The 20,461-nt window shown below is 63.6% G+C and carries 24 protein-coding genes; 16 read left to right on the top strand and 8 right to left on the bottom strand.

Annotation, left to right across the window (positions count from 1 at the left end; all coding sequences use genetic code 11):
• Window positions 1-26 precede the first annotated feature (26 nt).
• Window positions 27-2,636: an EAL domain-containing protein gene (locus tag HUK73_RS14830; RefSeq protein WP_176592585.1), complete on the top strand. Its 2,610-nt coding sequence runs from the start codon at window positions 27-29 to the stop codon at window positions 2,634-2,636.
• A 70-nt stretch (window positions 2,637-2,706) separates the two neighbouring features.
• Here the strand turns inward: HUK73_RS14830 and HUK73_RS14835 are convergent, their stop codons facing one another.
• From HUK73_RS14835 to HUK73_RS14850, 4 genes are all read right to left on the bottom strand, one after another.
• Window positions 2,707-4,068, bottom strand: a complete 1,362-nt coding sequence (locus tag HUK73_RS14835) for a methyl-accepting chemotaxis protein (RefSeq protein WP_176592586.1) — start codon at window positions 4,066-4,068, stop codon at window positions 2,707-2,709.
• 96 nt (window positions 4,069-4,164) lie between these two features.
• Entirely contained in the window at window positions 4,165-5,079 is a 915-nt protein-coding gene (locus HUK73_RS14840) for a DMT family transporter (protein WP_176592587.1), read from the bottom strand.
• A gap of 90 nt (window positions 5,080-5,169) precedes the next feature.
• Window positions 5,170-6,690 carry a fumarate hydratase gene (locus HUK73_RS14845; protein WP_176592588.1) on the bottom strand — a complete coding sequence of 507 codons (1,521 nt, stop codon included), beginning with the start codon at window positions 6,688-6,690 and terminating at the stop codon, window positions 5,170-5,172.
• 92 nt (window positions 6,691-6,782) lie between these two features.
• A complete protein-coding gene (locus HUK73_RS14850; protein WP_176592589.1) occupies window positions 6,783-7,430 on the bottom strand; it encodes a glutathione S-transferase family protein in 648 nt (215 codons plus the stop codon).
• 572 nt (window positions 7,431-8,002) lie between these two features.
• On the opposite strand from HUK73_RS14850, the gene HUK73_RS14855 reads away from it, so the two are divergent.
• From HUK73_RS14855 to HUK73_RS14875, 5 genes are all read left to right on the top strand, one after another.
• Complete coding sequence (locus tag HUK73_RS14855) at window positions 8,003-9,934, top strand: ribonucleoside-diphosphate reductase subunit alpha (RefSeq protein ID WP_176592590.1); 1,932 nt, start codon at window positions 8,003-8,005, stop codon at window positions 9,932-9,934.
• A gap of 61 nt (window positions 9,935-9,995) precedes the next feature.
• Entirely contained in the window at window positions 9,996-10,427 is a 432-nt protein-coding gene (locus tag HUK73_RS14860) for an endonuclease domain-containing protein (RefSeq protein WP_176592591.1), read from the top strand.
• A gap of 63 nt (window positions 10,428-10,490) precedes the next feature.
• Window positions 10,491-11,543, top strand: a complete 1,053-nt coding sequence (locus tag HUK73_RS14865; protein ID WP_176592592.1) for a ribonucleotide-diphosphate reductase subunit beta — start codon at window positions 10,491-10,493, stop codon at window positions 11,541-11,543.
• 138 nt (window positions 11,544-11,681) lie between these two features.
• On the top strand, window positions 11,682-11,888 hold the full coding sequence (locus HUK73_RS14870) for a hypothetical protein (protein ID WP_176590060.1): 207 nt from the start codon (window positions 11,682-11,684) through the stop codon (window positions 11,886-11,888).
• A gap of 145 nt (window positions 11,889-12,033) precedes the next feature.
• Complete coding sequence (locus HUK73_RS14875; RefSeq protein ID WP_176592984.1) at window positions 12,034-12,549, top strand: glycine zipper 2TM domain-containing protein; 516 nt, start codon at window positions 12,034-12,036, stop codon at window positions 12,547-12,549.
• A 40-nt stretch (window positions 12,550-12,589) separates the two neighbouring features.
• Here HUK73_RS14875 and HUK73_RS14880 read toward each other — a convergent pair whose 3' ends face one another.
• Window positions 12,590-13,123: a thermonuclease family protein gene (locus HUK73_RS14880; RefSeq protein WP_176592593.1), complete on the bottom strand. Its 534-nt coding sequence runs from the start codon at window positions 13,121-13,123 to the stop codon at window positions 12,590-12,592.
• Between the two features lie 118 nt (window positions 13,124-13,241).
• Here HUK73_RS14880 and HUK73_RS14885 point away from each other — a divergent pair, with 118 nt between their 5' ends.
• Entirely contained in the window at window positions 13,242-13,634 is a 393-nt protein-coding gene (locus tag HUK73_RS14885; protein WP_176592594.1) for a globin, read from the top strand.
• Here the strand turns inward: HUK73_RS14885 and HUK73_RS14890 are convergent.
• Window positions 13,631-13,936: a hypothetical protein gene (locus tag HUK73_RS14890; RefSeq protein ID WP_176592595.1), complete on the bottom strand. Its 306-nt coding sequence runs from the start codon at window positions 13,934-13,936 to the stop codon at window positions 13,631-13,633. The genes HUK73_RS14885 and HUK73_RS14890 overlap by 4 nt on opposite strands.
• 134 nt (window positions 13,937-14,070) lie before the next feature.
• On the opposite strand from HUK73_RS14890, the gene HUK73_RS14895 reads away from it, so the two are divergent.
• The 4 genes from HUK73_RS14895 (at window position 14,071) to HUK73_RS14910 (ending at window position 16,033) form a co-directional block, all read left to right on the top strand.
• The gene (locus tag HUK73_RS14895) at window positions 14,071-14,451 is read left to right on the top strand and encodes a RidA family protein (protein WP_176592596.1); all 381 of its coding nucleotides are present in this window, start codon (window positions 14,071-14,073) and stop codon (window positions 14,449-14,451) included.
• A 5-nt stretch (window positions 14,452-14,456) separates the two neighbouring features.
• Complete coding sequence (locus HUK73_RS14900) at window positions 14,457-14,813, top strand: ArsC family reductase (protein ID WP_176592597.1); 357 nt, start codon at window positions 14,457-14,459, stop codon at window positions 14,811-14,813.
• 99 nt (window positions 14,814-14,912) lie between these two features.
• Window positions 14,913-15,338: an Rrf2 family transcriptional regulator gene (locus HUK73_RS14905; RefSeq protein ID WP_150291242.1), complete on the top strand. Its 426-nt coding sequence runs from the start codon at window positions 14,913-14,915 to the stop codon at window positions 15,336-15,338.
• A gap of 38 nt (window positions 15,339-15,376) precedes the next feature.
• Complete coding sequence (locus tag HUK73_RS14910) at window positions 15,377-16,033, top strand: MBL fold metallo-hydrolase (protein WP_176592598.1); 657 nt, start codon at window positions 15,377-15,379, stop codon at window positions 16,031-16,033.
• Here HUK73_RS14910 and HUK73_RS14915 read toward each other — a convergent pair.
• Window positions 16,030-16,467 carry an MAPEG family protein gene (locus HUK73_RS14915; RefSeq protein WP_176592599.1) on the bottom strand — a complete coding sequence of 146 codons (438 nt, stop codon included), beginning with the start codon at window positions 16,465-16,467 and terminating at the stop codon, window positions 16,030-16,032. The genes HUK73_RS14910 and HUK73_RS14915 overlap by 4 nt on opposite strands.
• Window positions 16,468-16,681: 214 nt before the next feature.
• Here HUK73_RS14915 and rpmF point away from each other — a divergent pair, with 214 nt between their 5' ends.
• From rpmF to HUK73_RS14940, 5 genes are all read left to right on the top strand, one after another.
• Window positions 16,682-16,861 (top strand): 50S ribosomal protein L32, encoded by a 180-nt coding sequence (rpmF, locus tag HUK73_RS14920; RefSeq protein WP_150291245.1) that lies wholly within the window; start codon window positions 16,682-16,684, stop codon window positions 16,859-16,861.
• Window positions 16,862-16,929: 68 nt separating this feature from the next.
• Complete coding sequence (gene plsX / locus HUK73_RS14925) at window positions 16,930-17,955, top strand: phosphate acyltransferase PlsX (RefSeq protein ID WP_255326369.1); 1,026 nt, start codon at window positions 16,930-16,932, stop codon at window positions 17,953-17,955.
• Window positions 17,952-18,920: a beta-ketoacyl-ACP synthase III gene (locus HUK73_RS14930; protein ID WP_176592601.1), complete on the top strand. Its 969-nt coding sequence runs from the start codon at window positions 17,952-17,954 to the stop codon at window positions 18,918-18,920. The genes plsX and HUK73_RS14930 overlap by 4 nt, the downstream gene beginning before the upstream one ends.
• Window positions 18,921-19,070: 150 nt before the next feature.
• Entirely contained in the window at window positions 19,071-19,367 is a 297-nt protein-coding gene (gene ihfA, locus HUK73_RS14935) for an integration host factor subunit alpha (RefSeq protein ID WP_176592602.1), read from the top strand.
• A gap of 78 nt (window positions 19,368-19,445) precedes the next feature.
• Window positions 19,446-19,811, top strand: a complete 366-nt coding sequence (locus tag HUK73_RS14940; RefSeq protein WP_176592603.1) for a MerR family transcriptional regulator — start codon at window positions 19,446-19,448, stop codon at window positions 19,809-19,811.
• Window positions 19,812-19,933: 122 nt separating this feature from the next.
• Here HUK73_RS14940 and HUK73_RS14945 read toward each other — a convergent pair whose 3' ends face one another.
• On the bottom strand, window positions 19,934-20,458 hold the full coding sequence (locus HUK73_RS14945) for a GNAT family N-acetyltransferase (RefSeq protein WP_176592604.1): 525 nt from the start codon (window positions 20,456-20,458) through the stop codon (window positions 19,934-19,936).
• Between the last annotated feature and the right edge of the window lie 3 nt (window positions 20,459-20,461).

The following is a 20,461-nucleotide window of genomic DNA, read 5'->3' on the forward strand; positions in this document are numbered from 1 at the left end:
AATAACTCCTCGTTACGCAGGGAGGCATGGCTTCCCTGCGGACCAATCTGGCGGAACTGCACGCGCGGCGGATGGATCTCGTCGTCGCCCTTGGGCTGACCGAGGGCGGGGCGGAGGTCGATGCCTCCTGGATTTCCGGCACCTTCGTCCACATCGCCCGGCTCTGGCCATTGGTCCTGCTGGGCAAGCTGTGCATCACCGCGCTGTTGCATGTCCCCTTTTACGAACCGGGCAATATCGGCCATGCCATTGCCCTGTCCGCCATGCTGCTGGTGGATGGCGTCGCCATCGTCGTGCCGCGCGGCGTCCGCTTCCAACGGCTGCGTCCTCATCACCAGAAATGGCTGATGCTGCCCATGGTGTTGCTGTCGGGCCTGACCTTCAGCCTGATGCTGGGGCCGTCGCTGATCGCAGGCGCGCTGTCGCGCAACCTCACGGCGGAAATGGCGGTGGCGCTGATGGCGGTGTCGATTTTCGGGGATCGGCGGCTGCTGGGCGTCAGCTATTTCACCGGCCTGTTGATCGCCACCCTCGCGCACGGGGCGGGTTTTGCCCAGATCGGCCTGTTGATCAGTTGTATCGCGGTGATGCTGATCGCGGCGCTGCGTCAGGCCAATGCCGACATGAACCGCGCCATCGCCTTCTACCAGCGGGACCTGTGCGCCCAACGATCCGACCGGCTGCTGCATGAATATGAGCAGTCGGGCCGCGGCTGGTTCTGGGAAACCGATCGCCATGGCTGCATCGCCTATATTTCAGACACGCTGGCGCGCACGCTGGACCTCAGCAATGACGCGTTGATCGGCCGCCCGATCACGGAAATCATCCGCCCCGGAGACCGGCAGGACGGCGATGGCGAGCGCACTCTGGGTTTCCACCTGTCCGCCCGCACCGGCTTTGCCGAAATTCCGATCCGCGCCGCCATGGCAAAGGACGAACGCTGGTGGTCGATTTCCGGCCAGCCGGTGTTCAACGAATATGGTCAGTTCCACGGCTTCCGGGGCAGCGGCACGGACCTTACCGAAATGCGCCGCAGTCAGGCCGAGGTGCATCGCCTGGCCCAATATGATTCGCTGACCGGCCTTGCCAACCGGATGCAGATGATGCGCTCGCTGGAGCAGGCGGTGGCCGGCAGGAACGGCCAGCCCCGCGAGTGCACGCTGATGATGCTGGATCTCGACCGCTTCAAGACGGTCAACGATACTCTCGGTCATCCGGCGGGCGACGCGTTGTTGCGTCAGGTCAGCCAGCGCATCCAGCGCGTCGTCGGCGACAAGGGGCTGGTCGGGCGGCAGGGCGGCGATGAGTTCAAGATTCTGTTGCCGGGCCGCCCCGACAAGATTCAGCTCGATCATCTTGCCCGTGCGATCATCACCGACGTGTCGCAACCCTATGCGATCGAGAACACCGCCGTCGTGATCGGCGTATCGATCGGCATTTCCTTCTGCCCGCAGGATGGCGTGACCGCCGATGCGCTGATCCGCAATGCCGACCTCGCCCTCTATGCGGCGAAGGGCGGCGGACGCGGCGTTTACCGCTTCTACTCGCCCGAAATGCACGCCGATGCCGAAGACCGCCGGCAGTTGGAGGAAGATCTGCGCCGCGCCCTGGCGGACGATGGGCTGCACCTCGTCTATCAGCCGGTGGTGTCGTCCAAGACCGAACGGATCACCGGCTATGAAGCGCTGCTGCGCTGGCAGCATCCGGTGCGGGGCGCGATTTCGCCCGCGCTGTTCGTGCCGATTGCGGAGGAAAGCGGTCTCATCGGGCCGATCGGCGACTGGGTGTTGCGCACCGCCTGCCGCGATGCCGCGCAATGGGATGAGGGGGTGCGTGTCGCCGTCAACGTCTCGCCGATCCAGTTCGCCAATCACGGCTTGCCTTCCATCGTCATGAACGCGCTCGCGGCGTCGCAACTGGCGCCGGAACGGCTGGAGCTGGAAATCACCGAAAGCGTGTTCCTGAGCGACGGTGACGGTACGGAATCGATGTTCGCCCGGTTGAAGGGCCTGGGCGTACGTCTGGCGCTCGACGATTTCGGCACCGGCTATTCCTCGCTCGGCTATCTGAAGACAGCGCCCTTCGACAAGATCAAAATCGATCAGAGCTTCGTGCGCGGCGCCGCGATCCGGGGGAGCCGGAACAGCGCGATCATCAAGGCGATCGTCAGCCTGGCCGAAGCGCTGGGCATGGACACGACGGCGGAAGGGGCGGAAACCCAGGACGAACTCGACCTGATCCGCCAATTGGGATGCAGTCACATCCAGGGCTATGTTTATGGCCGCCCTTTGTCGGCGCAGGACGCGCTGGTCCAGCAGAACCGGCATGGCGGCCACGTCACTCCGCAGGGCTTCCAGTCGAGCCGGCCGGAACGCAAGACGATGCTGCGCACCGTGGCCGTGCATCATGAAGGCTATGTCTATACCGGGCGTATCCGCAATATCTCCGCCACCGGGGCGCTGCTCGAAGGGCTTTGGAACGTTCCCGAAGGCACACTGTTCGCGATTGACTTCAGCGAAGGCCAGACCGTCAACGCCGTTGCGCGCTGGTCGAAGGAAGACCGCATGGGCGTGGAGTTCGTCCAGTCGATCGACCTCGCCCAGTTAGGTCCCGCGCCGCGAGCGCTGGCGTCCTGATCCCGATCGGGCGGCGTCCGCCAGTGTCATGGACTCCCTTTCCGTCAGGAAAGGGGAAGGGCGGCCCGTCTCAACCCTGGTCCTGATAGGCCATCTGCAAAATGCCCCAATGCCGCCCCCGTACATGGATGGAGGCGATCACCTGCTTGAGCAGGACGACATCCCCCTCTGCGGTCAGGCGGCGATAGGCCTTGAGGCAGAAGGGCTGGGTGATCTTGCACTGTTCGCGCGTGTCGGGGAAATCGAAGATCACGCCCTGACGCGAATATTCCATGTTCCAGTTATCGTTGCCGGGCTGCTGGGCCAGTGAGCGTTCCGGCATGGCGACCGCGCCGAAGCTGTTACGGTCGGTGAAGGTCATGCCGAACAGCCCCTTGAACCGCCGTGCCTCTTCCTGCTGCACCCGCGCGGCGGGGATCAGCACAGGCTGGGCCGGGTGGCTGTACTGCGCCGGACGGGTGCCGGGAATGGGCGCATAAAATTCGCTGAACAGTTCGGCTTCGGTCAGGCGGCCATCGGCCAGCGCGCGTTCCAGTTCCTCGCTGACGGCCCGTGCCGCATCCAGGCAGAAGTCGATATAGGGCGAATCGGGAATGGCGACGCCGCTTTCCGCCACCAGTTGCAGCAGTTGGTTGGTATCGTCGCTGGCCGTGGTGATCCGTCCGGACAGCCGGTGCAATCCGCCCGCATTGTCGGTTGAGGTATTGGCCAGCGCCTCCAGGCCGATCCGGATTTCGCCCGCCGATCCGACCATGGAGGCAATGCGCTGCGCCACCGTATCGCTGTTGCTGGACAGATCCTCCATCAGGCTGCCCAGCCGCTCGACCAGCAACTCGATATTCTTGGTGTCGGACAGCGCCATGCGCGCGGTTTCGGCGCCATGGGTGATGCCCTCCAGCATCTTGCCTGCCTCGCCGGTCAGCGCACCGATCGACTGGTCGATGGTCTGCGTAGCCGCCGCCGTTTCCTGCGCCAGCTTCTTGACCTCCGCCGCGACCACCGCAAAGCCGCGCCCGGCATCGCCAGCCCGTGCCGCCTCGATGGTGGCGTTCAGCGCCAGCAAATTGGTCTGGCTGGCAATGCCGCTGATCACGCTGGTCACGTGGGCGACGGTCTTGAGTGCCTGACGAAAGCCGTCGAGCTGCTCATGGATGCTGCCCACCCGCTCGATCAGATCGACGAAATTGGCGTTGGCGTCCGAAAGCTGCCGTCCGGAATCATGGATGATGCCGCGCGCGGCGACTGCCTTCTCCCGCGCATCCTGCCCGGCCAGCGAGACGCTTTCGCCGTCCCGCGACAATTGTGCCGCCGCGCCGCTGATCGCGTCGATCGTGCTGGCCTGATGGGTGACGCGATCAGCCAGTTCGCTGATGTCCGCCTGCAGGTCGAGCGTGCGGATGCCGAGGTCGCCGGACAGCCTGGCCACCTTCATCACCGCTTGTTCGACGTTCCGGGTTCTTGCCTGATTTACCACGGGAAATCGGCTATCGGACGTTGGTAAAATATCCGTTAGCGATGCGCTGGGGCGTTAAAATGCTCCCATCAAGGCCAGCACGACCCCGCTTGCCACCAGCATCAGCCCCATGACCTCGCTACGCGCCATCCGCTCGCCCAGATAGAAATGGCCGAAGCCCAGCGTGAAGGCGACCTCGATCTGCCCGACGATCCGCACCAGCGCGACCGGTGCGGTGGCAAAGCCGGTGAACCAGCAGGCCGACCCCAGAGAGGAAAGCAGCCCGACCTGCCCCGACACGCGCCAACTGCGAAAGACCTTCCTCATCTGCTCCGGTTCGCGCAGCAGCAGGAAGCCGCCCTGCATCGCGGTCTGCAACGCCACCGTCACCACCAGCACGATCAGCGCCGCCAGGATCGGATCATTCCCGCCCACCTCTTGCGTCGCCCGCCGCACGCCGATGGCGGTCAACGCGAAGAAAAAGCCCGAGGCGATGCCGCACAGCGCCGCCGGCTGACCCAGCGCGCGCAGGAAATCCACCGGCCCCATCCGTTTGCCCCCGGTCGACAGCAGCATGACGCCCATCACCCCGCAACCGATCCCCGCCCAGGCAAGCGGATGCAACCGCTCCCCCATCAGCAGGAAGGAGAGGACCGCGCCCTGCACCGCCTCCGTCTTGGAATAGGCGGTGCCGACCACGAAATTGCGATGGGTAAAGGCCATGATCAGCAAATTGGTCGCAATGATCTGCGCCAGCCCTCCACCCAGGCAAAAGAGCAGGAACAGCGGATCGGGGGAGGGCAGGGGGCCGGCAAAGAGCGCCCGATACCCGCCCAGCAGCAACAGGGTGAAGGGCAGCCCGTAAAGATAGCGCACCAGCCCCGCCGCGTTGACGGACAGATCCCTGCTTACCCGCCGCTGCACGGCGGTCCGCCAGGCCTGCGTCGCCCCCGCCAGCAAGGTCGCGGGCAACCAGATCGGAAAGCTCATCGTGAATCACCAATGACTTATGGGCCAAAGAAAAACGCGCCGCTCGAAGACCGGGCGGCGCGTCCTTGTCCGTGGGAAGGAAAGAGACGCTTACGCGCCTTCGAGCAGATGCTCCTTCCTGATCTTTTCCTGCCACACCAGCGGGGCGAGGCGGTGGACATTCTGGCCTTCGCTGTCGACCGCGACGGTCACGGGCATGTCCTGCACCGTGAACTCGTAGATCGCTTCCATGCCCAGATCCTCGAAGCCGACGACCTTGGCTTCCTTGATCGCGCGGGCCACCAGATAGGCCGCGCCGCCGACCGCCATCAGATAGGCGCTCTTATGCTTGGCGATCGAGTCCGTCGCTGCCGGTCCGCGCTCGGCCTTGCCGACGCAGGCGGCGAGACCCTGTTCCAGCATCATGTCCATGAACTTGTCCATGCGCGTGGCGGTCGTCGGGCCAGCCGGGCCGACCACTTCGTCGCGCACCGGATCGACCGGGCCGACATAATAGATGACGCGGCCCTTGAAATCGACCGGCAGCTCCTCGCCGCGCGCCAGCATGTCCTGAATCCGCTTGTGCGCCGCGTCGCGTCCGGTCAGCATCTTGCCGTTCAGCAGCAGGCGGTCGCCATGCTTCCAGCTCTGCACGACTTCCGGCGTCAGATTGTCGAGGTCGACGTGGATCGCTTCCTTGCTGGGCTTCCAGTCGACCTGCGGCCATTCGGAAATCTTCGGCGCTTCCAGATAGGCCGGGCCCGAACCGTCCAGCGTGAAATGCGCATGACGGGTCGCCGCGCAGTTCGGGATCATCGCCACCGGCTTGCCCGCCGCATGGCAGGGATAGTCGTAGATCTTGACGTCGAGGATGGTGGACAGACCGCCCAGACCCTGCGCGCCAATGCCCAGCGCATTGACCTTGTCGAAAATCTCGATGCGCAGCTTCTCGATATCGTTTTGCGGTCCGCGCGCCTTCAGTTCACCCATGTCGATGGGCTCCATCAGCGATTCCTTGGCCAGCGCCACGGCCTTTTCCGCCGTGCCCCCGATGCCGATGCCCAGCATGCCGGGCGGGCACCAGCCCGCGCCCATTTGCGGGATCATCTCCAGCACCCAGTCGACGATGGAGTCGCTGGGGTTCATCATCTTGAACTTGGTCTTGTTTTCCGAGCCGCCACCCTTGGCCGCGACATCGACGGTCACCTTGTTGCCCGGCACCATCTCGACATTCAGCACGCAGGGCGTGTTGTCCTTGGTGTTCTGGCGCGAAAAGGCCGGATCGCGCAGGATCGAGGCGCGCAGGCGGTTTTCGGGGTTGAGATAGGCCTTGCGCACGCCCTCATCGACGACGTCCTGCATGGAGCGGCTATTGTCGTCCAGGCGGCAGTCCATGCCCCATTTGATGAAGACGTTGACGATGCCGGTGTCCTGACAGATTGGCCGATGGCCCTCGGCACACATGCGGCTGTTGGTCAGGATCTGGGCAATGGCGTCCTTGGCCGCCGGATTGGCTTCGGCGTCATAGGCTTTGCCCAGCGCGCGGATATAATCCATCGGATGATAATAGCTGATGAACTGGAGCGCGTCGGCGACGCTCTCGATCAGATCGGCGGTCTTGATGACGGTCATCTACCCAAAGTCCCTATATTGCGGCCCGCCCCGCACGGCGGGTCCATGCAGGGGCGGCTATAGGCCTTTGGTCGTATGAGTCCAGATGGCGTTCATCCCCCGGCATAGGGGAAAAGGTGCCACCACGGCTCCTTCTCGCGCAGCACCCGCGCGAAGCTTTCCCGCGCCTCCAGCCGGTCGAGATAGGCCGCCAGCACCGGAAAGCTCGCCCGCATCGGCTCCGCCTTGTCGGCGTAGAACAGGGCGGGCGCCGCCGCGCAATCGGCGAGCGACAGGCTGTCCCCCGCGGCCCAGGTCCGACCGGCCAGCCTTTCCTCCAGCATCGCATAGCTTTTGCGCAGCATCGCCCGCGCCTGCTCGACATCATAGGGATCGCGCGGCACGCCCTCGGGCCGGATGCGGTCGGCCACCATCGCCTGCAGCGGTGTCATCACATAATTGTCGAACAGCCGGTCCATCAGCCGTACCTCCAGCGCCGCCTCGCCATCCTCGGGGATCGGTCGGAACGGGCCGGGATAATGCTGTCCCAGATATTCGACGATGATGCTGGTTTCCGCGACGGTGCAGCCTCGCGCCTCGTCGCGCAGCACCGGGAACTTGCTGATCGGCCAGAGCTTCAGCCACTCCTCCGCGACCGCCGGGTCCTCCAGCATCCGGGGCTCGAACGCCGTCCCGTTTTCATAGAGCGCGATCAACACCTTCCAGCAATAGGAGGAGAGGGGGTGATAGTAGAGAATCATGACGGCACCTCTCTGGTCGGGGTGGGCTTTCCCCTTTTTCCGGGTGCCATTCTGCCATGCGTAGTCATCCGGGGCACCCCAAAATATGGATGCCCCTTTGCCTCGATAGGTGTCGGTCACACCATATCTTGTCATCGAACCGTCACAGCCGATCAGGGGCGGGAAGGCCCGACCAAGCATTTCCGTGGCAAGCCAAATTTATTTTACTTTCGAAATTGTTCCCCTTGCCTTTTGCGAAGCCAAGGAAAGTCCATGCGTCGCCGCGACATGATCCCCCTTTCGATCGACGGCATGCGTCGGTTCGTCGCACGTCGAGTCCCCGAACTGTCATTTACCCTCTTGAAAGCAAATGTGGCTGTGGCACTATCCCTTGTATCGGGTTAACGGGGGTTACCCAACAGATTGTGATCGCGCCAACCGGGCTGGTTTCCGGAGGGAGGGATTTTTGCCCTTGCGATCTGCTCTGCTGGGCCCATTTCCGTGCCCCGGCGGGTCGATAATGCTAAGTTCTTTCGGCCTCGCCGGCAGCGGCTTGACCGAATCGAACGAAACAGGAACATTCGGGGGCTCGTATGGATTTTCGAGATAGCGAACAGGTGAGTGAAAACGACGTGGCAACCGTGATTGACGAAGTGGTGGAAACCGTGGCGGAGAAGAAGAAGGCGGCCCCTGCCAAGCAGGCTGCGCCCAGCTCGTCCACCGTGCTGGCGCGCCGCTTCCATGTTGCGACCGACAACAGCCGCGATGCGCTGCTGACCGAATTCGGCAAGGAAACGCTGCAGGATCGCTATCTGCTGCCCGGCGAAAACTATCAGGACCTGTTCGCCCGCGTCGCCGCCGCCTATGCCGACGACGCCGACCATGCCCAGCGCGTCTACGACTATATTTCGCGCCTCTGGTTCATGCCCGCCACGCCCGTGCTGTCGAACGGCGGCACCGGCCGCGGCCTGCCCATCAGCTGCTATCTGAACAGCGTCGACGACAGTCTGGAAGGCATCGTCAACACCTGGAACGAGAATGTCTGGCTCGCCTCGCGCGGCGGCGGCATCGGCACCTATTGGGGCAATGTGCGCGGCATCGGGGAGCCGGTCGGCCTTAACGGCAAGACCAGCGGCATCATCCCCTTCGTCCGCGTGATGGACAGCCTGACCCTCGCCATCAGCCAGGGCAGCCTGCGCCGTGGCTCGGCTGCCTGCTATCTCGACATCTCCCACCCGGAGATCGAGGAGTTTCTGGAAATCCGCAAGACGTCCGGCGACTTCAACCGCAAGGCGCTGAACCTGCACCACGGCGTCCTGCTGACCGACGAGTTCATGGAAGCGATGCGCGACGGCAAGGAATTTGCCCTGCGCAGCCCCAAGGACGGCTCGGTGCGCGGCAGCGTCAACGCCCGCGCGCTGTTCCAGAAGCTGGTCGAGGTTCGCCTCGCCACCGGCGAACCCTATATCGTTTTCTCCGACACCGTGAACCGCACGATGCCCAAGCATCACCGCGATCTCGGCCTTAAGGTGTCGACGTCCAACCTGTGTTCAGAAATCACTTTGCCGACGGGTCGCGACCATATCGGCAATGACCGGACGGCGGTCTGCTGCCTTTCGTCCCTGAATCTCGAAACCTGGGACGAATGGAACAAGGACCCCCGTTTCGTCGAGGATGTCATGCGCTTCCTCGATAACGTGCTGCAGGACTATATCGACCGTGCGCCGGACGAAATGGCGCGGGCGAAATATAGCGCCGGGCGCGAACGGTCAGTGGGCCTGGGGGTGATGGGGTTCCACTCCTTCCTCCAGGCCCGGGGACTCCCGTTTGAAGGCGCGATGGCGAAGAGCTGGAACCTGCGCATCTTCAAGCATATCAACGAGAAGGTGAACGAAGCCTCGATGCAACTCGCGGTCGAGCGCGGTCCGTGCCCGGACGCCGCCGATATGGGCGTGATGGAGCGCTTTTCCTGCAAGATGGCGATCGCGCCCACGGCGTCGATCTCGATCATCTGCGGCGGCGCCTCGGCTTGCATCGAGCCGATCCCGGCGAACATTTACACCCACAAGACGCTGTCCGGCAGCTTCGCGGTGAAGAACCCCTATCTCGAAAAGCTGCTGGTCGAAAAGGCGAAGGACAGCATTGCCGTCTGGAACTCGATCCTGGAAAAGGGCGGCTCGGTCCAGCATCTCGACTTCCTGACCCAGGAGGAAAAGGACACGTTCAAGACCAGCTTCGAAATCGACCAGCGCTGGCTGCTCGAACTGGCCGCCGACCGCACCCCCTATATCGATCAGGCGCAGTCGCTGAACCTGTTCATCCCGGCGGACGTGGAGAAGTGGGACCTGCTCATGCTCCACTATCGGGCATGGGAACTGGGCATCAAGTCGCTCTACTATCTCCGCTCCAAGTCGGTGCAGCGCGCCGGCTTTGCTGGCGGGGTCGAGGCGGACAACACGATCGACGCTCCCAAATTCGAAATCGGCGAGACCACTGACTATGACGAGTGCCTCGCCTGCCAGTGATGAAATCCCCTCTCCCAGCGAGAGAGGGAGGGAGCCGCGCAGCGGCGGAAGGGTGAGGGCGATGCGCAACTACCGCGATCTCCCATCAGGCTCGGTAGACCGCGCTAAAACCCTCCGCCGCAACGCTACGGAGGCGGAAAAACGCCTCTGGAACGCCCTGCGTGAGAAATTCCCGAACCAGAAATTTCGCCGCCAGGTGCCCTACGGCCCCTATGTGGCGGATTTCCTGAATTTCGCAGGCAAGCTCATCATCGAGGTCGACGGCGCCACCCACGCGGAACGCACCCAACAGGACGCCGCCCGCACCCGCTATTTCGAAGCGCAAGGCTATCAGATCTTACGCTTCTGGAACTATGAAGTGATGGAAAATCTGGACGGAGTCCTGACCCGAATTTCCCTCTCCTTGAAGGAGAGGGAGGGAGGCGCGAAGCGCCGGAAGGGTGAGGACGGTCCAGGCGCAATCCATCCAATACCCTCACCCTCCCACGCCTGACGGCGCGGGCCCCTCCCTCTCCCGGCGGGAGAGGGGTATAAGAGAATATTCGGAGTAACCACCATGCCTCTTCTTCAAGCCAGCAAGGTCTACAAGCCCTTCGAATATCCCTGGGCCTATGAGTTCTGGAAGCGCCAGCAGCAGCTGCACTGGCTGCCGGAGGAAGTGCCGCTGGGCGAGGATTGCCGCGACTGGGCGCAGAAGCTCAGCGACCATGAACGCAATCTGCTGACCCAGATTTTCCGCTTCTTCACCCAGGCCGACGTGGAAGTGCAGGACTGCTACCACGACAAATATGGCCGCGTGTTCAAACCGACCGAAATCAAGATGATGCTGACCGCGTTCAGCAACATGGAAACGGTGCATATCGCGGCCTACAGCCACCTGCTCGACACCATCGGCATGCCCGAAACCGAATATAGCGCCTTCATGCAATATAAGGAGATGAAGGACAAACACGATTATCTGGCGCAATTCGGCGTCGATACGGACGAGGATATCGCCAAGACGCTCGCCATGTTCGGCGGCTTCACCGAAGGGCTCCAGCTGTTCGCCTCCTTCGCGATGCTGATGAACTTCCCGCGCTTCAACAAGATGAAGGGCATGGGCCAGATCGTCAGTTGGTCGGTCCGCGACGAGACGCTGCACTGCGAAGGCATTGTCCGCCTGTTCCACGCCTTCGTGAAGGAACGCGACTGCCTGACCAACGCGGTCAAGGAAGACATTATGGACATGTGCCAGAAGACGGTGCGGATCGAGGACGCGTTCATCGACCTCGTCTTCGAAATGGGTCCGGTGCCGGGCATGACGCCCAAGGACATCAAGAAATATGTCCGCTACATCGCTGACTGGCGCCTGGGGCAGCTGGGCCTCAAGCCCATCTACATGATCGACGAGCATCCGCTGCCCTGGCTGACCCCGCTGCTGAACGGCGTGGAGCACGCCAATTTCTTCGAAACCCGCGCGACGGAATATTCGAAAGCGGCGACCCGCGGTCAGTGGAACGATGTGTGGGATGCGTTCGACCGCCGCACCAAGCTCAAGAGCGGTGCCGCCGCCAATGCCGACGACAGCGACCCGGACATGTTCAAGGCGGCGGGAATCGCGGCGGAGTAAAGATTGGAAATCGGAATTGGGCGCGGCTTTCCTTGGGGAAGGCCGCGCCAAATTCATGAGAAGACGGCGGCAAATATGCCAAAGTCGGCGCCGGGCGGAATTGGCATTTCTTAACCGCTGCTGCCTTATCCTCCCGCCATGTTCGGCGTTCGCCTTTCCTCGCTTTTCACCAGCCGCTGGATGGCGCTGCTTTGGGCGGTGCTGGTGATCCTGACGGCGATCCAGTTCGTGGGCGCTTCCGACGACAGGGGGGTGAACGCCGCGCAGACCGGACAGGGCGCAACCGATCCCGCCGACAACGCCATTACCGATCAGCAGAAGGCCGCGATCAACAGCGTCTTCTGATCGCCTTCGGCGCCGTCAGATCCTGCGCGAGGGGGAGGCGCCTCAAGGCTGTCCGGCAGATGAACGGGTTGTTTTGTTCCGTTCATGCAACGTTTAGGCGCCTTGGGGTGTTGTGCTCCCAGTAAAACAGCCAAGGGAGCTAATGATGAAGTTCACCCTGAAAGCCGCCTTTGCCGCCTTTTCGCTCGGCGCCGTCGCGCTGAGCGCCGCGCCCGCCGCCGCCGATCCGCCGCCTTGGGCCGGTCACGGCCGTGACAACGACCGGGGGGATCGTGGCCGGGACGACTGGAAGCATGACGGTCGTCACGACAATGGCCGCCACGAAGGTTGGCGCCGCCCCGGTGGGGTTGTCTACAGCTATGACTGGAACCGCCCGGACCCGCGCTATGGGCGCTATTACCGCGCCGACCGCTATTATCGCGGCGGCTATGAGCCGATCCGCGTGACCCGCGCGACGCGTATCTATCGTGGCTATGACGATCGCTATTATTGCCGCCGGTCGGACGGCACCACCGGCCTCATCGTCGGCGCGGCGCTGGGCGGTCTGCTTGGCGGTCAGCTCGACCGTGGCTATTCGAACACGGCGGGCGTCCTCATCGGCGCAGGCGCAGGCGCGCTGCTGGGCCGTGAAATCGATCGCGGTGGCCTGAACTGCCGCTAAAGGAGCGAGGGAGGGAGGGCATTCGTCCTCCCTCCCCCCTTCAACACCAGGGGTGTCGCGCGCCGTCCCATTCCCGCGCCAGCCCTTCGGCGACCAGCTTCTCGCCGATCGACTTCCCGCCACGCGTCACCACCCGCAGGGCGCGCCCATAGCGGTCCGTATCCCGATCCCCTGTCTCCAGCGAGAATGGCCCGGCATTCATCAGCGCCTGCAATCGCTGCGTTGCCTGCGCGCCCAGCGCGGCCTCTTCCGGGCAACGGGGTGGGTGCGTTTCCGGCGCGTCGATGTCCATCATCCGCACCTTCTGGCCTTGAAACCAGAAAGTATCCCCATCGACCACGCAGTTGGTCCCGCCGCCCGTATGGCAAAAGCCGAATTGTGCCGACAAGCTATCGCGGGCCACAGGCGCGATTGCGTCCCGCTGGCTGAAGCGCCGCGCCACATCCGGCCCGAACCAGCCCAACCCTCCGCCGATCAGCACGCCACCGGCCAGCAGCGCCGCAAAGGAACCGTTCTTCGCCTTCCGCCGCCGCGCTTTGGCCAGCGGCGGCACCTTGTCCCATCCCCGCTTCATGGCGCCGCCATAACGAAACTTTCTCCCGTCGTCTCGCGCCAATGGCCCGGATTTGACCGCGATCAATGACAGGGCCGCCTGCTCATCCACTCTGACCGGCGACCCAGCAGGAGGCTCCATGACCACCCCTTTTGCCCGCTTAGGCGGCGAACCGACCATCGCCGCCATAACCAACCACTTCTATGACCTGATCGATCAGGACCCTGCCTATGCAGAACTGCGCGCCATCCATGCGGCGGACCTGAGCGTCGTCCGTAATGGCCTCAGCCACTTCCTGATCGGCTGGGCAGGCGGCCCCCGCGACTGGTTCGAGCGCGGCCAGTGCGTCATGTCGCTCCACCGCGCCTTTCCGGTCACGCCGGCGCTGGCGGATCAATGGTCCGCCGCCATGGCCCGCGCGATCCACGCCCAGCCCGGTATCGAGCCGGAGCTTGCCCAGGCCATGACCAGGGCGCTCGACCACATGGCCCAGGGCATGATCAACCAGACGCAGGACAGGACTGCGGCCTAATCCTCATCCTCGGTCGGGCCGAGGATATCCTCCTCATCGTCCATCTGCGGCTCGCCTGCGAAGGCGTCCATGTCGATTCGTCCCGATCGGTCCATCTCGGTCATCCGGTCGACCAGATCGGGCGTGTCATCCGGCAGAATCTGCGCGGGATTGGGCTTGCCGCCATGCTCGCTGTCCTCGGCCAGATCGGTGCCGCGAACCCGCGCATCGTCGGCTACATCCTGCGCCTGCGATCCGCGCTCATCCTGTTCGCTATTCTCTTCATCCAGGTCGGGGAAACGGTTCTTTTCGGGATGGGCCATGGCGTGTCTCCTTCTCCGCCACCAACGGACCACCCGTCCACCCGTTCCGCGAACCGCAAAAGGCGCTGGACAGCGTAGGGCCGACCGGGCAAGAGCCGCCCCGATCCTTTCCGCATCGCAAAAAAGGGAATCCCATGCCCCGCCAGCTCATTTCCTCCGGCTCGCCCTTCGAGGCGCAGGTCGGCTATTCGCGCGCCGTTGTTCAGGGCGACTGGTGCTTCGTCGCCGGCACCACCGGCACCGACCCCGAAACCAAGGCCATGCCCGAATCCGTCGTCGATCAGGGCAAGAATGCGCTGAAGGTCATCGGCAGGGCGCTGGAGGAGGCCGGTTTCTCCTTCGCCGATGTGGTGCGCGTGACCTATTATATCACCGACCCGGCCTATTGGGACGTTCTGGGCGAAGCGACCGCGCCCGTTTTCGGCGAAATCCGCCCGGCGGCCACCTGCGTTGTCGCGGGCCTCATCAAGCCGGAGATGAAGATCGAGATCGAAGTCACCGCGTTCAAAGGATAAGCCCCATGCTCACCATGTACGGCATCAAGAATTGCGACACGATCAAGAAGGCGCGCAATTTCCTCGACAATAGCGGCAAGTCCTACAGCTTCCACGACTATAAGGTGTCGGGCGTCGACGAAGCCGCCCTGCGCGGCTGGGTCGAGGAACATGGCTGGGAAACCATTCTCAACCGTTCCGGCACGACCTTCAAGGCGCTGGATGCCGGCGACAAGGCCCATATCGACGCGGACAAGGCGGTGCTGCTGATGATGAGCAACCCCTCGATGATCAAGCGCCCGATCCTGGATCTGGGCGACCGCACCATCGTCGGCTTCAAGGCGACGACCTATGAGGACGCTCTGGACGGCGTGAAGGCATGAGATCGGGGGGATGCCCCGAAATAGCGGCATCCCCCTCCTCAACGGCAGCGACGCCCTGAACGGCTTGTCAAATGCCGAGGGGAAGCGAATAACAGCCCCATGCTTTCGCAGAAGACCCGTTACGCCATCCGTGCCCTCCAGCATCTCGCAGACCGCTACCGGCAAGGCCCGGTGCCCTTGAACGAGATCGCCACGCGCCAGAACATCCCATCCAAATTCCTGACGGTGATCCTGTCGGAACTGGCACGCGAAGGGCTGGTGGCGACGCAGCGGGGGCGCGACGGCGGATATTGGCTGGCGCTGGCGCCGGTCGACATCAGCTATGGCGATATCGTGCGGCTGACGCGAGGGTCGCTGGCGCTCACGCCCTGCGCCAGCCGTTTCGCGCATGAAACCTGCACCAACTGCCTGCCCGAATCGGAATGCCGTCTGCATCGCGTGATGCTCCGCGTGCGCGACGAAACGGCAAAGGTGCTGGACAGCATCAGTCTGGCGGAACCCTTCGCGACCGAGGAAACCGGCTAGGGCTTGCACAGCGCCCGCGGCTTCGCCACATCGTCGGCATGACGACTCCGCCCCTCAAAGCCGCCCTGATTCCCGTCACGCCGCTCCAGCAGAACTGCACGCTCTTCTGGTGCACGGCGACCAATCGCGGCGCCTTCGTCGATCCGGGCGGCGACCTGCCGGTGCTGAAAAAGGCGGCGGAGCAGCATGGCGTCACCATCGAGAAGATCCTTGTCACCCACGGCCATATCGACCATTGCGGTCAGGCGGGCATCCTTGCGCGCGATCTGGGCGTGCCCATTGAAGGCCCGCATGAGGCGGATCGCTTCTGGATCGACCGGCTGGGCGAAGACGGCAGCAAATACGGCATCAATGGCGAAATCTTCGAGCCCGATCGCTGGCTGCATGACGGCGACCGGGTGACGGTCGGCAATCTGACGCTCGACGTCTATCACTGCCCCGGTCACACGCCGGGTCATGTCGTCTTCCACCATGCCCCCAGCAAGCTCGCCATTGTGGGCGACGTGCTGTTTCAGGGTTCCATCGGCCGCACCGATTTCCCGATGGGCAATCATCAGGATCTGATCGACGCGATCACCGGCAAGCTCTGGCCCCTGGGCGGGGACACCGCTTTCGTGCCCGGCCACGGCCCGATGAGCAATTTTGCCCATGAACGCCGCACCAACCCCTTCGTGGCGGACGCCGTTCTCGGCTAACCCTGCCGAATCATCGCCATGGCCGGGGGTGCCGGAACTGCCCGTGTCGCGTCATAGGCGACATAGAGCGCCGTCACGGCCAGACCGATCATCACGGCCCAGGTCAGCAGCGCGCCGCCTGCGCGCCAGATGGTCGGCTTGTCCGCGTCCATCCCGAAGCCATGTCCGATTCGCGCCACTACCAGCACCAGTGCCGCGCTCCAGAGCCACATCGACGCTCCGGTCGCCAATTCCACCAGCCCGAAGAGAATCAGCGTCATCGGCACATATTCGGTGAAATTGGCATGGGCGCGCATCCGCTTGGCCAGCAGCGCATTGCCGCCATCGCCATGCAGCGTGCTGGCCGACATCCTTATGCGCGCGCAGCGAATCCCCAGCCACATGTTGAGCAGCGCGCAGGCGGCGCCCAGGGTCAGCGTGATCGGCAACAGCATCGTTTATCTCCCCCCTCATCCTGATATCTGCAGAATAAGGAGGGCAGGCTGGGCGGCAAGGGGGCAAGAAGGACTTGCGCCCCTGCCAAAAAACGCTATAGGCGCAGGGCTTCGCGATCATCCGGGCCGCATGGGTCTGCGGCGCCGTTGGCGTCGACATCCATCGGATACGGCCAGTCGCACTAACAGATCAATTATGGAATAAGGTGCCGACATGGCTGTCCCCAAGAGGAAAACGTCCCCGTCCCGCCGTGGCATGCGTCGCAGCCACGATGCGCTGCGCGTCGAAGCGTTTCAGGAATGCTCGAACTGCGGCGAACTGAAGCGCCCGCACAATCTGTGCGACGCTTGCGGCCACTATAACGGTCGCGAAGTCATCGCCGTCGGGGCCTGATTTCCAAGAATTTCTCCTGAAAAGGGTGCGTTAACTTGTCCAGCCAACCGCGAATCGCAATCGACGCGATGGGCGGGGATGAAGGCGTGCGCGTGATGATGGCGGGCGTTGCGCTCGCCCGTCACCGTCACGAAGGACTGCGCTTCACCCTTTTTGGAGACGAAGCGCGGATCAAGGCCGCGCTCGACCATCACCCGAATCTGCGCGCCGCGTCGGAAATCGTCCACGCGCCCGACGTCGTGGATTCGGGCGACAAGCCCAGCGTCGCCATCCGCAAGAAAACCAGCTCCATGAGCATGGCCATCGCTGCGGTGAAGGTGGGCGACTGTGGTGCTGCCGTTTCGTCCGGCAATACCGGCGCGCTGATGGCCATGGCGAAACTCGCCCTGCGGACCATGAAGGGCGTCGACCGGCCTGCGCTGGCCGCCATGCTGCCGACGCTTGGCGACAATGACGTGGTCATGCTCGATCTTGGCGCCAACACCGAATGCGATGCACGCAATCTTGTGCAGTTCGCGGTGATGGGTGCGGCCTATGCCCGCATTGCCCTCGACCTTGAATCGCCCCGCGTGCGTCTGATGAACATCGGCACGGAGGAGATGAAGGGCACGGAGGAAATCCGTGACGCCGCCGCGATCCTGCGCGCCGCGACCAGCCTGCCGCTATCCTTCGAAGGTTTTGTCGAAGGCGACAAGATCGGCCGGGGCGATGTCGACGTCATCGTGTCGGACGGTTTTTCCGGCAATGTCGCGCTCAAGACGGCGGAGGGCACCGCCCGCTTCGTCACCGATCTGCTGCGCACCGCCTTCACCAGCTCGATCCGCTCGAAACTGGGCTTCCTGATTTCGAAGCCGGCGATGCATCTGCTCAGGCATCATCTCGACCCCAACAACCATAATGGCGCGGTTTTCCTGGGCCTTAACGGCGTGGTGGTGAAGAGCCATGGCAGCGCCAATGACAAGGGCGTCGCCAACGCCGTCCATGTCGCCGCGCGCCTGCTGGAAGAAGACATCACCCGGCGCATCGCCGCCGACATGCACGGGATCGAGGGGCTGACCGCCCCCGCGTCCAAGATGGAGCTGCCCGCAAAGTGATCCGCCGATCCGTTCTTCTGGGCACTGGCTCTGCGCTGCCAGTCCGCAAGGTCAGCAACGCCGAACTGGCGCAGACCGTCGACACGAGCGACGAGTGGATTGTCGAGCGCACCGGCATCCGTAGCCGCTACATCGCGGGCGAGGGCGAAACCACCGCGACCCTTGCCACCGACGCGGCCCGGGCTGCGCTGGACGCGGCCGGCCTGACCGCGCAGGATATTGACCTGATCATCCTTGCGACGGCGACCCCCGACCAGACCTTCCCCGCCACCGCGACGCTGGTTCAGGCTGCGCTGGGCATCAATGACTGCGTGGCCTTCGACGTGGCGGCGGTCTGTTCCGGTTTCCTTTACGCCATCGGCGTCGCGGACAGCATGATCCGTTCGGGTGCGGCGCGGAACGCGATCGTCATCGGTTCGGAAACCTTCAGCCGCATCCTTGACTGGGAAGACCGCACCACCTGCGTCTTGTTCGGCGACGGCGCTGGCGCGGTCGTGCTGGGCGCGGAGGAGAGCGAAGGTGGCCAGCGCGGCATTTTGGCGTCCAAGCTGCACGCTGACGGCCGTCATAACCAGCTTCTCTATGTCGATGGTGGTCCGTCGACCACCCAGACGGTCGGCAAGCTGCGCATGAAGGGCCAGGAGGTCTTCCGCCATGCCGTGACCAACTTGGCTTCGGTGCTGACCGAGGTGATGGAAACCGTGGGTATGACCGCGGCGGATATCGACTGGCTGATTCCGCACCAGGCGAATGCCCGCATCCTCGACGCCACGGCACGCAAGCTCAAGCTGTCGCCCGAAAAGGTGGTGATGACGGTCGATCAGCATGCCAATACGTCCGCTGCTTCGGTGCCTCTGGCGCTCGATCTTGCCATGCGTGACGGCCGCGTTCAGCCGGGCGATCTGCTGGTGCTGGAGGCGATGGGCGGCGGCTTTACCTGGGGGGCGTGCGTCCTGCGGGTCTGATGGCGGGTTTGGGATCGCTATCTCCCCTATTTTTCACGCTTTTTTAGGCATTTCGGTGATCCCTTATATTGCCGAATCACCCAAAAACGCGCACATTATCGCGTGATCACCCGCATTTAGGCTCGACGGGTGTCAAAGTGGGGAAGTGCGATGAGCGGTACAGGGACTCTGACCCGCGCGGATCTCGCGGAGAGCGTGAACCGTCATATTGGCCTGTCGCGGGCCGAAGCGGCAACGTTAATCGAATCCATATTGGAGCATATGTCTTCCGCGCTTGAGCGTGGGGAGAATGTGAAGATCTCCAGCTTCGGCACCTTCGTCCTGCGCGACAAGACGCAGCGCATGGGACGCAACCCGAAAACGGGCGTCGAAGTGCCGATCGAGCCGCGCCGGGTGCTGACCTTCCGCGCCAGCCAGACCATGCGGGATCGCGTCGCCCATATGTGAGGAGGGGGCACCCCCCTCCAAAATTGCCCTTTCTCCGGAGGTTGACCTTGGCGCCGCTAAGGGTGCAACATCGCGCGCATGGAAAAGGCCGAGGGTGCATTTCTGACGATCAGTGAGCTGGCGGGCGAGCTGGGTCTCCCGCAGCATATCCTGCGCTATTGGGAGACGCGTTTCACGCAGCTTCGGCCGCTCCAGCGATCGGGCAACCGGCGCTATTACCGGCCCGACGATGTGGCGCTGGTGCGCCGCATCAACCATTTGCTGAATGTCGAAGGCTTCACCGTCAAGGGCGCGCAAAAGGCGCTGGCTGATGGTGGTGGCGACCCATTGCCAGTGGAGACGGCGCAGGCACTGGTGAGCAATGGCCAACCTGCCCCAGCCGCCGACCTGCTCCCTCGTCTGGAAGCGATCCGCGCGACGCTGGCGAAGGCGATAGGGGAATAGCGCTTCGTGCGGGAAGCTAGAGCATCGTGCGGAAAAGCGGAAACGCAGTTCAGCGCAGCTGGAGCCGGGACCCGAGTCACATGCCTCCGGCGGCCCGTTTTTCCGCGCGATACTCCCGAGAATCAATCCACCTGCGCGATGTAGACCATATCCCAGAACGGCACCTCGCCGACCATGAACACCGTCTCGCCCGCTTCGGTAAAGCCGTGCCGCGCATAGAAGCGTTGCGCCCCTTCATTCGCCTCATAGACCGCGAGCAGCAATCGTTTCGCGCCCCGACGCCGGGCTTCGTCGTCCATTATCAGCGCCATCAGCCTGGCGCCATTGCCGCCGCCCTGCCAGCCGGACAATAGATAGATGCGCTTGAGTTCGAGATCGTCCGGTCCCGTCTCGACCGGCAGGTCGGGCGGCGTCAGCAGCGCATAGCCGACAGGCGCGCCCAATGGCGTTTCCCCGATCAGCAGCGTCTGCTTCGGATCGGCGAGTGCCGCCGCATAATAGGCCTCCCCATGCGCGTCCCGGACATGCGCGATCAACGCATCGCCGGGATGGTCATGGGCGAAGCTGGCAAGGAAGGTTGCACCGCCCAGCAGCGAGGGTGCCGCCGCATCACGTGGCTCTGCCCGCCGCCAGAGGATCGGAGTCATCGC

It is taken from the genome of Sphingobium sp. EM0848 (assembly GCF_013375555.1).
Classification (GTDB): Bacteria; Pseudomonadota; Alphaproteobacteria; order Sphingomonadales; family Sphingomonadaceae; genus Sphingobium.

Coding starts and splice junctions, on each gene's coding strand:
- HUK73_RS14830 (WP_176592585.1), top strand. CDS start 27: ATGGCTTCCCTGCGGACCAATCTGGCGGAACTGCACGCGCGGCGGATG.
- HUK73_RS14835 (WP_176592586.1), bottom strand. CDS start 4,068: ATGAAGGTGGCCAGGCTGTCCGGCGACCTCGGCATCCGCACGCTCGAC.
- HUK73_RS14840 (WP_176592587.1), bottom strand. CDS start 5,079: ATGAGCTTTCCGATCTGGTTGCCCGCGACCTTGCTGGCGGGGGCGACG.
- HUK73_RS14845 (WP_176592588.1), bottom strand. CDS start 6,690: ATGACCGTCATCAAGACCGCCGATCTGATCGAGAGCGTCGCCGACGCG.
- HUK73_RS14850 (WP_176592589.1), bottom strand. CDS start 7,430: ATGATTCTCTACTATCACCCCCTCTCCTCCTATTGCTGGAAGGTGTTG.
- HUK73_RS14855 (WP_176592590.1), top strand. CDS start 8,003: ATGGATTTTCGAGATAGCGAACAGGTGAGTGAAAACGACGTGGCAACC.
- HUK73_RS14860 (WP_176592591.1), top strand. CDS start 9,996: ATGCGCAACTACCGCGATCTCCCATCAGGCTCGGTAGACCGCGCTAAA.
- HUK73_RS14865 (WP_176592592.1), top strand. CDS start 10,491: ATGCCTCTTCTTCAAGCCAGCAAGGTCTACAAGCCCTTCGAATATCCC.
- HUK73_RS14870 (WP_176590060.1), top strand. CDS start 11,682: ATGTTCGGCGTTCGCCTTTCCTCGCTTTTCACCAGCCGCTGGATGGCG.
- HUK73_RS14875 (WP_176592984.1), top strand. CDS start 12,034: ATGAAGTTCACCCTGAAAGCCGCCTTTGCCGCCTTTTCGCTCGGCGCC.
- HUK73_RS14880 (WP_176592593.1), bottom strand. CDS start 13,123: ATGAAGCGGGGATGGGACAAGGTGCCGCCGCTGGCCAAAGCGCGGCGG.
- HUK73_RS14885 (WP_176592594.1), top strand. CDS start 13,242: ATGACCACCCCTTTTGCCCGCTTAGGCGGCGAACCGACCATCGCCGCC.
- HUK73_RS14890 (WP_176592595.1), bottom strand. CDS start 13,936: ATGGCCCATCCCGAAAAGAACCGTTTCCCCGACCTGGATGAAGAGAAT.
- HUK73_RS14895 (WP_176592596.1), top strand. CDS start 14,071: ATGCCCCGCCAGCTCATTTCCTCCGGCTCGCCCTTCGAGGCGCAGGTC.
- HUK73_RS14900 (WP_176592597.1), top strand. CDS start 14,457: ATGCTCACCATGTACGGCATCAAGAATTGCGACACGATCAAGAAGGCG.
- HUK73_RS14905 (WP_150291242.1), top strand. CDS start 14,913: ATGCTTTCGCAGAAGACCCGTTACGCCATCCGTGCCCTCCAGCATCTC.
- HUK73_RS14910 (WP_176592598.1), top strand. CDS start 15,377: ATGACGACTCCGCCCCTCAAAGCCGCCCTGATTCCCGTCACGCCGCTC.
- HUK73_RS14915 (WP_176592599.1), bottom strand. CDS start 16,467: ATGCTGTTGCCGATCACGCTGACCCTGGGCGCCGCCTGCGCGCTGCTC.
- rpmF (WP_150291245.1), top strand. CDS start 16,682: ATGGCTGTCCCCAAGAGGAAAACGTCCCCGTCCCGCCGTGGCATGCGT.
- plsX (WP_255326369.1), top strand. CDS start 16,930: ATGGGCGGGGATGAAGGCGTGCGCGTGATGATGGCGGGCGTTGCGCTC.
- ihfA (WP_176592602.1), top strand. CDS start 19,071: ATGAGCGGTACAGGGACTCTGACCCGCGCGGATCTCGCGGAGAGCGTG.
- HUK73_RS14940 (WP_176592603.1), top strand. CDS start 19,446: ATGGAAAAGGCCGAGGGTGCATTTCTGACGATCAGTGAGCTGGCGGGC.
- HUK73_RS14945 (WP_176592604.1), bottom strand. CDS start 20,458: ATGACTCCGATCCTCTGGCGGCGGGCAGAGCCACGTGATGCGGCGGCA.